Raw genomic sequence first — 14801 nt, forward strand, 5'->3', positions numbered from 1 at the left:
TTTCTGCTCGTCCGTCAGATTTTTAAGGTTGGGCACAAATGTCATCTCCGAATCATGCCGAGCTTCGCAGCAGTTTACAAGTGCTGACTAGTTACGTCCAAAGCGACAAAGAAACGAAGCAAAGAAAACGCTTTCAGAACGAGGGCTCATAAGTTGACCCAGCGTGCAGTTTCCAAGTTTTTGGCACCCCAAAAGCACGGTGCTCGCAAGAGCGACGGATGTGTGAAACCCTCCTTCTCCGAACACGGATACCCACACGCTTCGCCACCAGTGACTGAACCTGCCCATGGGGCACCCCGCGCTATCCGCGGACAACCACTCTTCATGAGCATGTGAATGCGCCATGCCTCTTTTGGCTTGCCCCGGCCGCTCGCTTTGTAGTCACGCCTTTTTCGGTTTCACGCCGGACGTCGACCAAGTCGCAAGTGCTACGCCTGCCACCGCAAACACCATTGCTCCCCATGCAAGCGGTGGCATCACTTCCTTCAATAACAACGACGAGAGCGCTGCGGCTACCGGTGGAATAAAGAAGAACAAGGACGCGATCTTCGATGCCTGCCCCGCTCGAACCAACGCAAGCAACAACGTGATCGCAATCAGCGAGTTGCCAATCACGAGATAACCGAGCGCAGCGATAAACGCCCCGGTCCAGTGCACATGAACGTCTTCCAGCAGCAACGCCAGGGGCGCGCAGAACACCAGGCCGATTGCGTACTGGATCAGGTTTGCCGTCACCGGATGTTGCCCCACACCGAACCGCTTTTCATAAAGCAAAGCCGCCGTCATTCCAACCAATGCGCCTATCGCGAGCAGCAGACCCGACATCGAATGCACCGACAGACTCGATCTGGCAACAATAACGCCCGTTGCACCAATCAGCCCAAGCGCCAACCCCAGCCATTGCCGAGCACCCACCCGCTCGCCTACGAGTCGCGGTGCCAGCGCAGCCACCAGCACCGGCTGCAGCGACACGATGACCGCCACCACGCCCGCTGACGCCCCCGCTTTGAAGGCGAGGTAACTCAGGCCGAAGTAGACAACTTGCACGAGGAACCCGACCACACACGCGTGTACCCAGTCCGCTCCACTCTTTGGCAACGCAGGTTTCATGATGATGAAAAGCGGGATGAGCAGGCAAATGGAGCATCCATAGCGCAGCGCCAGCAAGGTCAGCGGTGGCGCATATTCGACCGCGATTTTCGCTACGGAAAAGCCCCCCGACCAGAGCAGGACAAAAGCCATCTTCGCGGCGAAAGACTTGAGGCTTGCATGTTGCGTTGAAGCATTGGCTTGCAGCATTGTTCCTGGCTCGAGTTGTTCTGCAATCCCGCGTTGCACGGGAAGCGTTCTTGTCGATGCTTCAGGCACCCACGGAAGCGGGCGCCTGATCGGGAAAATGATTTTTCAACGCGGGTGGCGTGGGCACAGGCGACGGGAAACTCGCGATGTTTCTACCGTCGCCGGCGCGTTGCCGCCGGCGCAGAGATGTGCCGTTGCCAGAGGCCGGCGACCAATTGAGGCTAACCGCCGCGCGGCTGCTGATTGTTCTCACCGCCGCGACCGCCTTGTCCTCCGCCACCGTGGCTGCCACCGTTGCCCCCTCCGCCGCCTTGACCGGGTGGTGGTCCTGAAGGGCGTCCACCGCCGCCTTGGCCCGGAGGGCGACCGCCGCCGCCATGACCCGGCTGTGGTCCGGGAGGACGCCCACCCGCACCTTGACCCGGCTGTGGTCCGGGAGGACGCCCACCCGCACCTTGGCCCGGCTGTGGTCCGGGAGGACGCCCACCCGCACCTTGGCCCGGCTGTGGTCCGGGGGGACGCCCACCCGCACCTTGGCCCGGCTGTGGTCCGGGGGGACGCCCACCCGCACCTTGGCCCGGCTGTACTCCAGGAGGACGCCCGCTGCCATGACCCGGCTGCGGTCCCTGTGGAGGACGTCCGCCATAACCGGGCGGACGACCGGGACCGGGCCCGGGAGGCGGTCGATTGGCCCAGTGCGATTGCTGGTTATACCAAGGGCGACCGCGGTAATAATTGCCCCAGTACGAACCGATCGAAAACGTCACGATAGGAAAGCCGATCGTGGTTCCGTAAGTCAGGATCGGTACATTGCCACCCTGATACGGATAGCTGAGGCGCCCCGCGTAGACCCAGCCGCGCAAGTTGGGCACCACCACGTCGCACCATGTGTAGCCGCTGATGCAACCCATGACCGTGACGGGCACGCCGCTCGGCAACTGAGTCACGATCGGGTAATCACCCGCCGGCCCGGCGCGCATGTTGACCGGGCTGTTCGTGTACGCCTGCTGCTGCGCGAACGTCACGCCGGGCAGTGCCAGCAACCCTGCAAATCCGACACAACCCCATTGAAGCAATTGTTTTCGCATATGGCCTCTCGTCGTGGGAGTGCAGCGCCCGGTGCTTATCGGTGAGCGTCCCCGTGACGGCGTCGTCAACCCGGAAATCCCGGCAACCGGACGTATTAAGCAAGTATGGAGTTCGCTCTCCATGGAGTCTATGCGGGTGAAACCTGCCGGAAGAGGAAATTTGGATAAACTCGAATCGGCCTCTGATGATCCGCTGCGTGCGGGGTCCGCTCAATAACAACCATCGCAGCAGGAAAGCAGCAGGAAACGCGCCGCAGACGCAGGAAGACGATGACACCTGACATCACGATTACGCGCATTGCCGCAATGTCGCCCGACGTGGAAGCGCTTGAAGGGTTGGCCGCGTCCGAAGGCTTCAACTTCATGACACGGTTACTTGCCGAATGGCGAAGCGGGGCGAACCGGTTCGACAAGCCCGGGGAGTGTCTGCTCGGCGCGTTTGAAGGGGGCCGAATGATCGGGATTGGCGGCCTCACGATCGATCCTTATCTTCCGGCGGGCGATGCCGGGAGATTGCGGCGCCTGTACGTAGCCCCTTCCGCGCGGCGGCGCGGGATTGGCGCCGCGCTGGTCGACGCGCTTCTCCAGCATGCATCGGGACGGTTCCGGCTCGTCCGTTTGACGACTGATACGCGAGCCGGCGCCGACTTCTATCTGCGATGCGGTTTTTCTCAAGTAGACGATGACTCTGCCACGCATGCGAAGCAGGGTCCGGATGCTCTTGCCAAGAGGGGCGAGTGCTTGGATTGAGTGTGGATAACCTGCTTCGTCGTCGACGGCTGCTATGATTTTCGCGTCAAGATCGCATACAGGACCATTCTATGCAGCGCATTCTCGCGGTGGGCGGTGGCGGTTTCATGATGGAAGACGACCCGTCTCCCATCGACGCCTATATCCGTAACTTGACCGGCAAACAGCGCCCTCGCATCTGTTTTATACCGACTGCAAGCGGTGACCTGCCCGCGCACATCGACAAGTTCTATCGCACCTACGAGCATCTTGGATGCGAGCCTTCGCACCTCTGTTTTTTTCGGCAAGCCGATCGCAACGCGATACCGCTCTCGGAGCTCGGTGCGCGCCTGCTCGAACAAGACGCTGTTTTCGTGGGTGGCGGCAACACGAAGTCCCTGCTTGCGGTCTGGCGCGAGTGGCAACTGGACCGGATTCTGCGCGAAGCGGCGGAACGCGGAATCCTGTTGTCCGGAATGAGTGCGGGGGCAATCTGCTGGTTCGAAGCAGGGCTGACGGATTCGTTTGGCGGTTCGCTTTATCGGCCTCTTCAGTGCCTTGGACTATTGCCCGGCGGGTGCAGTGTCCACCACGGTGGTGACGCGAATCGACGACCGTCGCTGGACGCAGCGCTACGATCCGGAACCATTCCTGCGTCAATCGCAATCGATGATTTCGCGGCCGCTTTTTATGAGGGAAATGCCCTTCAACAAGTGGTTTCCTGGCGGCCCGGGGCGACCGCCCGTCACGTAGCGTTCGAAGACGGACGCTTGCACGAGACAACGCTGGACGCCGTGTCGCTAAGACAAGCTGGCAAGTAGAAGAGCGCCGCGGCCATGGAGGCCCTAATCGCCGCTTGGCGCAGCCAATAAGCCCTGCCGGCGTTGCGGTCCCAACCAACATCAACAAGGAACTCGCCATGCTGGTTGGAATACGCGAGGCCACGGTCGAAGACGCGCGGGCTATCGCCACGATCCACGTGGACTCATGGCAGGCTGCGTATCGGGGAATCTTGCCCGAGACCTATCTGGCGAATCTGGCCGTGGCGCAGCGTGGCGAGGCATGGCGCAAGTCGCTCATCGCGGGAAGGCCCCGGGTGCTGGTCGCTCACGCCCATGCTCATTCCGAAACCGCCGACGCCGCTGAAACAATTCTCGGCTGGGTCGCATTCGGCGACTCTCGGGACGGGGACAAGGATCATCGCTGGGGCGAAGTGGAGACGCTTTACATCGCGCCGGCTTTCTGGCGCAAAGGCATCGGCCGCCGACTGATCGATGCTGCACGACACGCGCTGCAGTCCGCCGGATACACGAACGTCGCCCTGTGGGTGCTGCTGGACAATCGTCGCGCGCGTGCCTTTTATAAACGAAGCGGCCTCGTCTGCGATAACTCCAGCAGAGGCGTTCAACTCGGTGGCAAGTGGTTGACCGAGATTCGATACTGTTGCGCTCTCAGCGGGACCTGAGCAACCGCTTCATCGCGTGGTTGGCGCGGGCGGCAGATCCCTAACAAACAGGAAAGCAGCGTGGCACGCGATAAAGGTCTGGAAGAAGTATTGGCCGACGAGCTGAGGACCGAGCCGGGCATAACAGAAAAGGCGATGTTCGGCGGATGGGCATGGCTCGTGAACGGCAACCTTCTGTGCGGTGCTCGAGACGGCGGCATGCTGGTACGCCTCGGCAAGGATCGGGATGCCTGGGCACTTAAAATACCCGGCATCATTCCAATGACTTCGCGTGGCCGGCGAATGCAAGGCTGGGTCTGGGCGGCTTCGGAAGCTTATGGTAACGACGCGCTCCGCCACAAGTTGATGGACGCCGCGCTCGAATTCGCCCGATCGCTTCCGGGCAAGTAGATCGGGGTTTTATGCATTCGGCCAAGAGGGAAATGGACCACATCCCGTAGCAAAACAATTTGACGCAACAAAGCATGAAGGGAAGTCATACAATCCTGTGCATGTATTCCAGAGAAGATCACGCATGCAAGCCGACAACCGACTCCCCCGATATCAACGCCTGCGCGACGAGCTTGCGTCGAAGATAGCCGCGCGCCGCTGGCAACCCGGCGAAGCGATTCCCACAGAGCAGGAACTTGCCCAGAGCTTCGACCTCGCGGTAGGGACCGTACGCAAGGCGATCGACTTGCTGGTTGCTGAAGGACTGCTCGAACGCTACCAGGGTCGAGGCACCTTCGTCCGGCGCGCGAGTTTCGATGGTTCGCTGTTCCGGTTCTTCCGCTTCCAGAGCAAGACCGGCGAACGGCGAATTCCTAAGAGCCAAATCCTGAAACGCAGCGTGGTGGAGGCACCGGCCGCCGTCGCGGCCACGCTGCAGATCGCGCCCGGCGCCAACGTGATCCAGATGGCGCGGCTACGGCTTATCGAGGAGGCGCCGGTGCTGACCGAGGACATCTGGCTGCCGCTCGACCGCTTCGCGGCGTTCGCCGACCTGCCGCTCGACTCCATCGGCGACCTGCTTTATCCGGTCTATGAAGCGAAATGCAATCAGGTCGTGGCGTCGGCTACGGAGACCCTGACGGTCGAAGCGGCAAGCCTGAAGCACGCAAAGCTGCTGGGCATAGAGAAGGGCACACCGATCGTGGTGATCGAACGGCTGGCCTATGGATACGATCGCCATCCACTCGAATGGCGTCGCTCGCGCGGCCCGGCGAGCCAGTTCCTGTATCAATCGGAAATCCGCTGAACCACGCGCGAGGAAGCCTGTTCAGGCACTTCCGTGCTCATTGGCTCACGCTGAAAATCGCGAGCGCGTCTTTCAACGACTTCGCCTGATCTTCCAGGGATTGCGCGGCCGCGGCGGCCTCTTCCACCAGCGCTGCGTTCTGCTGCGTGACCTCGTCCATTTGCGTGACCGCGGTTGCGACCTGGCTGATGCCCCGGCTCTGCTCGCCGGATGCCGCCGAGATCTCGCTCATGATATCGGTCACGCGCTGCACGGCTTGCGTGATCTGCGTCATCGTCGTACCCGCCTCTCCCACGAGCCCCGAGCCGGCATTCACCCGTTGCACCGATGTATCGATCAAATCCTTGATCTCTTTTGCCGCACTTGACGAACGTTGCGCGAGGCTGCGCACTTCGCCCGCCACGACCGCAAAACCGCGGCCTTGCTCACCGGCGCGCGCAGCTTCCACCGCCGCGTTGAGCGCCAGGATGTTGGTCTGGAATGCAATCCCTTCGATGATCGTAATGATGTCTGCGATCTTCGCCGAACTCTGTGAGATATCGGCCATGGTCGATATCACGTTGTTGACCACCGTGCTCCCATGACTCGCTATTGTCGACGCGCTCGCGGCAAGCGTGGTCGCCTGGCTGGCGTTGTCCGCGTTGCGTTGGACGGTGCCGCTGATCTGTTCCATGCTCGCCGCCGTTTCCTGCAGCGATGCAGCTTGCTGCTCGGTGCGCGCCGACAAGTCGGTGTTGCCCGATGCGATCTCGCCGGCGGCAACGGTAATGGATTCCGCTGAGTGGCGGATGTGCCGCACGGTCGTCGCGAGCTCCATCTGCATGCGGCGCAACGCGCCCTGCAACTTGCCAATTTCGTTGTCGCTTTCCACGACGATCGCTGTACGCAGATCGCCGCCGGCGATGCGCTCGAAGTCGGCGGCCATCGCCGTGATCGGCTTCACGACCAGACGCGTCAACGCAATCCTCACGCTGATGCCTATCACCAGCGCCAGCAGTGCGCAGGCGACGAGTACTGTATTCACGATGCTTGCGGTCGTTTCCGCTGCTTCGAAACGCTGCTGGGCACGCGACGACACATACGCGAGCAACGGCTGGGAAAGCTGATCGAACTGGTTGTAGAGCGGACTGCTGAACTGCATCTGTGTACGTTTGTATGCATCGAAGTCTTTTGCTTCGAGCGCGTCGAACTCCGGCGTGATGCCTTTTTGCATCATCACGGCGTGCTTGGCGGCGGCGTCGGTAATGAGCGCTTGCGCGTCGCCCGAGACTGGCAACGCGGCGAACGCATCCCACTGCTTTTGCGACTCATTGCAATATTCGTGAGCCGTGGCCAGTTGTTTTGCGGCGGCGTCGGCCTTGTTGTCCTCAATCAGCGATTCATACCGGTTCTTCGCAGAGCGGCAACGCAACAGCAATTCGGAACTGCGGGTCAGCGCACTGCTCCCGGCCAGATCGTGCTCGTACATGCCGCTTAGCGCGTGGTTGGCGCGGCCCAGCGAAACAAACGCACAGGTTCCGACAACGAGTACCAACAGGACAAACACGCTTGTCGCAAGGGTCAAGCCTGTCTTGATTGAAAGATTTTTAAACACTGTCCGTCGACCTCATTGATATGAACATATATATGTTTAACGGATCCGACGCGGAAGACTTGAGGGTTTTTCCTTGTTTCCGACGAGTGGCCTAGCGAAAGTGGAACAGCTCTGCGGGCGTATCGATTAACAAAGCCTGTCGATGTGACTCATCGGTGACAAGGCGATATAGGTCGTGCAGCGCGTGCCGTGGGTTGCAGACGTGTTCGAACTGGGTATGCGGCCAGTCGGTGCCCCAGAGCAGCCGATCGACGCCGAATGCGGGCAACAATTCGGACCATGCGTTCGCGCTCGTGGCGAAGGTCGCTTCGGGATTCGCCGGTTTCGCGCTCACCCTGTACCCCGCAGATATTTTGACCCACACGCGCCGTGTCTGGCCCAGCGAGGTCAGGTAAGCGAAGCCGGGGTCGCCGATGCCGAGCGCGGGATCAAAACGCCCGAAATGATCGATCACGATCCGCACGCCGCTGGTAAGCAACGCGGGCGCGACTTGGTTCAAGCGCCCGGCGTCGATCTGCATTTCAAGGTGCCAGTCGAGCGCGGCCATGCGCGACAGCAGCGCGCTCCAGTGTTGATCGGTGAAATCGGGGAGTTGGGTACCGATCAGGTTTGCGCGGATTCCCACGACACCTCGCGCATGCCAGTCGTCGATAAACCCAAGCGCGTTGACCGGATCAGCCATGACGACGCCGCGCAACTGTTGTGGATGCGCATCGAGGCAGGCGAGCAGATAGCTGTTGTCGAAGCCGAGGAAGCTGGGCTGGATCAGCACGCCATGCGACATCCCGATGCTGGCAAGCATAGCCCGATAATGCTGGAGCGTGGCGTCGTAGGCCGGTGCATAACGCCGGCCAATAGCAAGCGGCAAGTCCCGCGTGAAGACGTGGGCGTGCGAATCTATACCGGTAACGAGACCGTCAGTCATAAGGATCTATGCCGGGACGTCTTCGGCCAGCGTGCGCCCGCGCGTTTCGGGCAGCATCATGACGCTGACGGCGACGATCGAATAAGCAAAAACAGCGTCCACACCGATCGCGAATCCAAGTGAATACTGCGCGGCCAGATGTCCGACCATCACAGGGAATCCCGCCGACACGACCCGGCCGAAGTTGTAGCAAAACCCCACCCCTGTACCGCGTGTGCCGCGTGGATAGAGTTCGTTGAACAGCGCGCCCATGCTGGCCGGAATGCCGGCAGCGAAAAATCCGAGCGGGAAGCCGAGCGCGAGCATCGCGTGATTGGAGAGCGGCACGAACAGGTAGACGATGACTGTGCCCACGCAGCAAACGGAGAACAGCAGGATGGTCTGACGGCGCCCGATGCGGTCGAGCAACTGCGACGCGGCCAGGCAACCGAAGAAAAATGCCGCGATGATCACCGCCAGATAACCGCCGGTATTGAGCACCGAAAGATGCCGCTCGGTCGTCAGGTAGGTCGGCAGCCAGGTGGTGAGGGCTGAGTAGCCGCCATGTGCGCCCACGCCCAGCAGGCCGCCGATCAGCGTCATGCGGATCACGTCGGGCGCGAAGATCGACAGAAGCGGTGTGCGTTCCTTCCCGGTCTTCAGTCCCGCTTCCTTGCGCGGGGGTGCAACGGGTTCCTTCACATTGCGGCGAATGTAGATGATCAGGAGCGCAGGCAAGATGCCGATGCCGAACATCACCCGCCAGCCGATATCGGGCGACATGAACGAAAACACGGTCGCGTAAAGCAGCACGGCTGCGGCCCAGCCGACGGCCCACGCGCTTTGTACGGCGCCCATCGCCTTGCCGCGATGCTCGTTGCGGATAGTCTCGGCCATCAGCACCGCGCCCGCTGCCCATTCGCCGCCGAAGCCAAAGCCCTGCAGCGCCTTCAGCACGATGAACTGCGGATAATTCTGTGCGAATGCCGACAGCAATGTGAAGACGGAGAAAAAGATTACGGTGACCTGCAAGATTTTCACACGGCCGTAACGGTCCGCCGCTGCGCCGCAAATCCATCCACCCAGTGCCGACGCTACCAGCGTGACGCCGCTCACCAGACCAGCCTGCGTTTTGCTGATGCCCCATTCCGCAATGATCGCGGGGATAACGAGACTGAACATCTGGACGTCGAGAGCGTCGAGCGCCCAACCGCCGAAACATGCCCAGAACGTGTATCGCTCGCCTTTAGAAACCTGCCGGTACCAGGAAAACATCGAGTCTCCGTGCGTCTTTTGTCTTGCTTGCTTGAATGAATGAGGCGAGCTGAGATTGATGAATGGTCAACCAATCGTTAAAACATATATATGTTTATATGAATTGCGTGTTCGTGGGATAGGTGTTTACCCCTTTATTGGCAAATGGACGCTCAGACTTTAGATGGTGTTTTTGACGGTCTGCACGTTGTGCTCGGCGTGGATCGCGCGATCTCTACCAGCTTGCCGACGGTATCGTGGTCCATGCGAAAGACCGGCCGTGGCTCCAGGTTTAATCGCCTTAATGGATCTATGAATGGTGCCAGCCGCATTTTATTCTTATAACTGACCTTACAAGCCAGCGACCTAACATGACCGAAGCCATTCACGTACGCCCCGTTGTGTTATCCGATTTCCCCGCATGGAAGCCCCTCTGGGATGGCTACAACGCCTTTTACGATCGCCACGGCGACACCGCGTTAGCGCCTGAGATCACCCGCATGACGTGGTCCCGCTTCTTCGATGTCTACGAGCCCATGAATGCACTGGTGGCGGAAAGCGCGGGAGAGCTTGTCGGCTTGGCGCACTTTCTTTTTCATCGGAGCACGATCCAACTGGGGCCGAGTTGTTATCTGCAGGACCTGTTTACTGCTAAGGGCGCCAGAGGAAAAGGAGTTGGCCGCAAGCTGATCGAGGAGGTTTATCGACACGCGCAGACATCAGGTGTGGAACGCGTGTATTGGCACACGCGAGAGACCAACACCACGGCGATGCAACTCTACGATAAGGTCGGCGAGAAGCAAGGTTCCGTGGTCTATCGCAAGCCGCGATGAGGCCCGCTGTCGCTCAAGCAAGCCCCTTCTCCGCGAGACGCTGGTAAAAAAGCAAGTCAAGTTCCGGTGCGCGTCCTGCCAGACCGGTCAACAGCGCATGCACTTGGCCACGGTGATGCGTCTGGTGATTGAACCAGTGCGCCAGTGCAGGCGCGAGAGGTTGCTCGATTACGTCCGGCGTGGAGACACGCCGGTACGTGATCGCACCTTCCATCGAAGCATCGTCAAGTCCTGTTACGTACCGCACGATCCGCGCGTCCTCCATCTCACGCGCATGGCGCAGCGACTCAAGTTCCGCGAACAGGATCGCATCGAGCCGATCAGGTGAATCCCCCTCGCCGGTGAAGCGAAACATCCATACGCGGTCGGTTACGAGCAAGTGGTTGAGCGTGCCATGAACCGACCTGAAAAACGCGCCGCGATCCGCTCGATAATCGGCGTCGCTCAAGGAGGCGGCTGCATCGAAGAGCCGGGTATTTGCCCAGGCGTTGTAGCGCGCGAATGTATCGAAGTGCTGTTTGAACAATCCCTGCATGTCGTCCTCCTTGCGGCTCAAAAACGTTCGTAACGTACGGATATTAATATTGATAAAGTTGACGTCAATCTTGATTCAATTCATCAATGTGAGACTCCCATGGCATGGATCACGGCGGCCGAGGCCTTGAGCGTATTGAACGTCCGCGCGCAGACGCTGTATGCGAACGTGAGCCGTGGAAAGATCCGCGCGAAACCAGACAAGACGGACCCTCGCCGCAGCCTTTATCACGGTGATGATGTAGCGCGAATGGCAGAGCGCCGTAGCGGACAGCGCAAGGTCGAGAAGGTCGCGGCGCAGACCATCGACTGGGGCGATCCCGTTTTGCCGTCTGCTGTCTCGACGGTGTCGAACGGAAAGCTTTGGTATCGCGGGCAGGATGCAATCGAGCTTGCAAACACGGCGTCGTTTGAGGAAGTAACCGGGCTGTTATGGGAGACCGATGCGGTTCGGATTGAGCCGAAAATCACGCGCAAGGCCGCCGACGCCGACGATCCTTTGACCGCGAGTCTCGTCGCATTGGCCCGGCGCAGCGCGCGTGATTTGCCATCGCGTGGACGCACTCCTGCCGTGCTGCGAGATGAGGCCGCCAGCGTGCTTTCGACGCTTGCTCAAGCCATCCTTGGCAGTACAGCTTCTTCGCGCGCGGGACGCACATTGAGCGAGCGGCTGGCGGTATCGTGGGGACGCAGCGAGGCGGAAGACGCGATCCGGCGCGCCCTCGTTTTACTCGCCGATCATGAACTGAATGCATCGACCTTCGCGACACGCGTCACCGTCTCCACCGGCGCTTCGTTATCGGCTGGCGTGCTGGCAGGCCTTGCTACCCTCACTGGACCGTTGCATGGAGGCGCATCGTCGTCGGTTTGCGCGCTGATCGAGTTGGCAACGGCTATTGGTTCGGAGGCGGCCGTGCGTAACTGGCTGGCGCAAGGCCGCGTGTTTCCGGCATTCGGTCATCCGCTATACGCCGATGGAGACCCCAGGGCGAGCGCTCTGCTCAGCACGATGACCGTGCCGCCGCTTTACGCGGAACTTGCCGCGTGCGTGGAGAGGGCGGTTGGCGAGCGGCCGAACGTGGATTTCGCGCTGGCGGTTCTTGCCGCTGCTTTCGATCTGCCGGCGCATGCGCCGTTGTCGCTATTCGCGCTTGCACGCTGCGCAGGCTGGCTTGCTCACGCGTTGGAGCAAGGGCTAACAGGTCGTTTGATCCGGCCTCGCGCACGTTATGTCGGGCTACAACCGAAGCTCGCGGAGTAATTCCGTCCGAGCAGCAAAACAAACATCAAGCATCCAGGTCGATGGCGACTTTTCCGAAGTGCGCGGCGCTTTCAAGGAAGCGGTAAGCATCGACGGTGTGCTCGAAGCCGAAGGTCCGGTCGATCACCGGCTTGATGCCGGTCGTGGCGATTGCGCGCACGGCGTCGGCGAGATTCGCCGTCGACCCCGTGTTGCTGCCCACAATATTAAGCGTCTTCAGATTGATGGGCAGGATAGGGATGGAGAGTTCCATCCCGCCCACGAAACCCACCACGAAGATCGTCCCCGCCACCGCGGCCGCGTTAAGAGAGCGCGCGAAAGTCGGCGCACCGATCGTCTCGACAATCAGGTCCGCGCCCGAACCGCCGGTCGCTGCGAGCACCGCTTCGTCCCAGGCGGGTGTCGTTTGATAGTTGATCGTCACGTCGGCGCCGAGCGAACGCGCGCGGTCGAGCTTTTCATCTGATGACGACGAGATAATCACGCGCGCGCCCGCCGCCTTGGCGAACTGCAGTGCGAACAGGCTGACGCCGCCTGTGCCCAGCAGCATGACTGTCGAACCCGGGCGGACACGTCCGATGACGATGGCGTTCCATGCAGTCGTGGCGGCTATCGGCAGCGTGGCGGCTTCTATAAACGAAAGCTGCTCGGGGATTCGGACCAGCGACGTCGCGGGGACGACCGCGTAGTCGGCGAGCGAGCCCGGCATGGTCACGCCCCGCAGGCGCAGGGTGCTCGCCGCGGTCAACGGCCCCGCCGACCAGTCGACCATCAGGCCGGGGACCACTCTGTCGCCCGCTTTCCAGCCCTCCACGCCGCTGCCGGCCTCCACGATCTCACCCGCGCCGTCCGTTCCGGGGATGAACGGCATGCTCCTGTCGCCGAACCGTCCCCATGCGACCATCAGGTCGAGATAGTTCAGGCTCGCCGCGCGCAGGCGGATCAGTACCTCATCAGGCTTCGGCCGGGGTGTCGGGGCTTCGACACGCTTTAACGCGTCGAGTGAGGCAGAGCTCAGGTGGAAGGCACGCATGGCAATCTCCAATAAGAACCGTGATGCAATGGAGAAAATAGTAACCATGCCCTGACGCTATAATTCATCTCGAAAACATAACACTACTGCGTGTGGTGCATCAATGGATAGCGTGGAAGCAGACCAGGCAGCGGCGTTTCTGGCTGTTGTCGAATCGGGGAGCTTTTCGGCTGCCGGCCGCAAACTGGGTCGCGATGGCTCGGTCATGTCGCGACGCGTTGCGGCACTCGAGGTGCGTTTGGGGATCCGGCTGCTTGAGCGCTCGACGCGCCGTGTATCGCCGACTGAAGCCGGGATCCGTTTCCGGGACCGGATGCGCGATGCAATGGAGATGGTGCGTGCCGCCGAGGACGAGGCGCGCGCGCTGGCCGTTTCGCCCACCGGCCTTCTGCGGCTTACGCTACCCGTCACGTTCGGGCGCATGTGGATTGCGCCGCGGATGCCGGAGTTTCTTGCGCGGTATCCATCGATTCGCGTCGAGGCCCTGTACGCCGATAGATACACCGACCTGATAGACGAAGGATTCGATGCCGGAGTCCGGGTGGGCGAGCTCAATGACAGCCGGCTGATCGGCCGCCGCCTTGCCATGAGCCGCCGGCTTCTTTGCGCGGCACCCTCTTATCTGGACCGCCGGTCAGCGTTGAAAGAGCCGGACGACCTGCTGCGTCACGACTGCATTTGCTTCACGCGGCTGACGACACATCCGTCCTGGCATCTGCATCGCGATGGCAAAAATCGCACGGTCAGGATCAGGGGACGGATGGAAACAGACGACGCCGAAGCCGTTGTCCAGGCGGCGCTAGCGGGCACGGGCATCATCATGGCGGCCGACTGGCTGGTGGCGCGCGAACTGGCCGACGGCCGGCTCGTGCCGGTACTGACGGACTGGACGGTCGCCGGAGAGTCGGGGGTCAGCGTGGTCCGGCCTTCCGTACAACATGAGCCGGCGAAGACCCGCGCGTTTGTGGATTGGGTGGTCGGGGTCTTCGCCGACCGACCGTGGCAGGAGCCACGGTAGCCGACTGCAGGGCATGCAGGTTGCAACCCGTGCCCGCGCTCAACGCTGGTTTCTCAGACCTTCGCTCGCCCCATCCCGGTTCACGCTGCCGTTCGTTTCAGTACGTTCGGCCGTGCGCGCTTGGCCAGATCCTGTAACAAGCGCTGCACGCGGTGTTGTTGCACGGCCACTAGATTGTTCTCATTGACCAGGGCGTGAATCCGGCTTTCCCAGTACCCCTGGTCCATGCCGTGGACGGGTCCAGCCGTGCTGGCGCGCACGACCGACCTGACCATGCGCTCGATGTGATCAAGCTGGCGATCCGCTACACTCGCGGGCATCAAGTTGCCGGGATTAGGCGACGGTGCTTTCTTTAAAGCGCTCATTTTGCTGATATCTCGTCGTGCTTCGCTGAGTTGTCTCAGGAAGCGTGCTGCGATTATTTTGTCCGGGCATCGCCCATCGGACCGCTCGTCCTGCCAACGCAAAGCAAATGCAAATGCCAAGGCGCTGTATGAGCGTGGCGGTATCGTTCCCCGTTACCGCCGCCTTTTGATGGGAAGAGCCTGCGTT

General features: G+C 61.1%; 16 protein-coding genes. 8 read left to right on the plus strand and 8 right to left on the minus strand.

Features of this window, described 5'->3' with window-relative positions; all coding sequences use genetic code 11:
* Positions 1 to 381: 381 nt before the first annotated feature.
* Positions 382 to 1299, minus strand: a complete 918-nt coding sequence (locus tag FH08_RS0130985; RefSeq protein ID WP_051888672.1) for a DMT family transporter — start codon at positions 1297 to 1299, stop codon at positions 382 to 384.
* Between the two features lie 221 nt (positions 1300 to 1520).
* Positions 1521 to 2387, minus strand: a complete 867-nt coding sequence (locus tag FH08_RS50700) for an SH3 domain-containing protein (protein ID WP_075583402.1) — start codon at positions 2385 to 2387, stop codon at positions 1521 to 1523.
* 270 nt (positions 2388 to 2657) lie between these two features.
* On the opposite strand from FH08_RS50700, the gene FH08_RS0131000 reads away from it, so the two are divergent.
* The 5 genes from FH08_RS0131000 to FH08_RS0131020 all read left to right on the plus strand — a co-directional run bounded on the left by FH08_RS0131000 (position 2658) and on the right by FH08_RS0131020 (position 5818).
* Positions 2658 to 3137 carry a GNAT family N-acetyltransferase gene (locus FH08_RS0131000; protein WP_031362082.1) on the plus strand — a complete coding sequence of 160 codons (480 nt, stop codon included), beginning with the start codon at positions 2658 to 2660 and terminating at the stop codon, positions 3135 to 3137.
* 71 nt (positions 3138 to 3208) lie between these two features.
* Positions 3209 to 3937: a peptidase E gene (locus FH08_RS0131005; RefSeq protein WP_031362083.1), complete on the plus strand. Its 729-nt coding sequence runs from the start codon at positions 3209 to 3211 to the stop codon at positions 3935 to 3937.
* A gap of 98 nt (positions 3938 to 4035) precedes the next feature.
* The gene (locus tag FH08_RS0131010; RefSeq protein ID WP_031362084.1) at positions 4036 to 4581 is read left to right on the plus strand and encodes a GNAT family N-acetyltransferase; all 546 of its coding nucleotides are present in this window, start codon (positions 4036 to 4038) and stop codon (positions 4579 to 4581) included.
* Between the two features lie 60 nt (positions 4582 to 4641).
* Entirely contained in the window at positions 4642 to 4971 is a 330-nt protein-coding gene (locus FH08_RS0131015) for a TfoX/Sxy family protein (RefSeq protein ID WP_031362085.1), read from the plus strand.
* A gap of 124 nt (positions 4972 to 5095) precedes the next feature.
* The gene (locus FH08_RS0131020; RefSeq protein ID WP_031362086.1) at positions 5096 to 5818 is read left to right on the plus strand and encodes a GntR family transcriptional regulator; all 723 of its coding nucleotides are present in this window, start codon (positions 5096 to 5098) and stop codon (positions 5816 to 5818) included.
* Positions 5819 to 5855: 37 nt separating this feature from the next.
* Here FH08_RS0131020 and FH08_RS54185 read toward each other — a convergent pair whose 3' ends face one another.
* The 3 genes from FH08_RS54185 to FH08_RS0131035 form a co-directional block, all read right to left on the minus strand.
* Positions 5856 to 7412: a methyl-accepting chemotaxis protein gene (locus FH08_RS54185; protein WP_051888673.1), complete on the minus strand. Its 1557-nt coding sequence runs from the start codon at positions 7410 to 7412 to the stop codon at positions 5856 to 5858.
* Positions 7413 to 7503: 91 nt separating this feature from the next.
* Positions 7504 to 8337: an amidohydrolase family protein gene (locus tag FH08_RS0131030; RefSeq protein WP_051888674.1), complete on the minus strand. Its 834-nt coding sequence runs from the start codon at positions 8335 to 8337 to the stop codon at positions 7504 to 7506.
* Positions 8338 to 8343: 6 nt separating this feature from the next.
* The gene (locus FH08_RS0131035; protein ID WP_031362089.1) at positions 8344 to 9591 is read right to left on the minus strand and encodes an MFS transporter; all 1248 of its coding nucleotides are present in this window, start codon (positions 9589 to 9591) and stop codon (positions 8344 to 8346) included.
* 350 nt (positions 9592 to 9941) lie between these two features.
* Between FH08_RS0131035 and FH08_RS0131040 the strand changes: the two genes are divergently transcribed.
* On the plus strand, positions 9942 to 10403 hold the full coding sequence (locus FH08_RS0131040; protein WP_031362090.1) for a GNAT family N-acetyltransferase: 462 nt from the start codon (positions 9942 to 9944) through the stop codon (positions 10401 to 10403).
* 13 nt (positions 10404 to 10416) lie between these two features.
* Here FH08_RS0131040 and FH08_RS0131045 read toward each other — a convergent pair whose 3' ends face one another.
* Positions 10417 to 10938 (minus strand): DinB family protein, encoded by a 522-nt coding sequence (locus FH08_RS0131045; RefSeq protein ID WP_031362091.1) that lies wholly within the window; start codon positions 10936 to 10938, stop codon positions 10417 to 10419.
* 99 nt (positions 10939 to 11037) lie between these two features.
* Between FH08_RS0131045 and FH08_RS0131050 the strand changes: the two genes are divergently transcribed.
* A complete protein-coding gene (locus FH08_RS0131050; RefSeq protein ID WP_031362092.1) occupies positions 11038 to 12198 on the plus strand; it encodes a citrate synthase in 1161 nt (386 codons plus the stop codon).
* A gap of 25 nt (positions 12199 to 12223) precedes the next feature.
* On the opposite strand, the gene FH08_RS0131055 is transcribed toward FH08_RS0131050, so the two are convergent.
* Positions 12224 to 13231, minus strand: coding sequence for a zinc-dependent alcohol dehydrogenase family protein (locus FH08_RS0131055; RefSeq protein WP_031362093.1), 1008 nt, complete (start codon positions 13229 to 13231; stop codon positions 12224 to 12226).
* Between the two features lie 103 nt (positions 13232 to 13334).
* Between FH08_RS0131055 and FH08_RS0131060 the strand changes: the two genes are divergently transcribed.
* Complete coding sequence (locus tag FH08_RS0131060) at positions 13335 to 14249, plus strand: LysR family transcriptional regulator (protein WP_031362094.1); 915 nt, start codon at positions 13335 to 13337, stop codon at positions 14247 to 14249.
* A gap of 80 nt (positions 14250 to 14329) precedes the next feature.
* Here the strand turns inward: FH08_RS0131060 and FH08_RS48710 are convergent, their stop codons facing one another.
* The gene (locus FH08_RS48710) at positions 14330 to 14614 is read right to left on the minus strand and encodes a hypothetical protein (protein ID WP_035567519.1); all 285 of its coding nucleotides are present in this window, start codon (positions 14612 to 14614) and stop codon (positions 14330 to 14332) included.
* Positions 14615 to 14801 lie beyond the last annotated feature (187 nt).

This window comes from Caballeronia sordidicola (assembly GCF_000729995.1).
Lineage (GTDB): Bacteria > Pseudomonadota > Gammaproteobacteria > Burkholderiales > Burkholderiaceae > Caballeronia > Caballeronia sordidicola_A.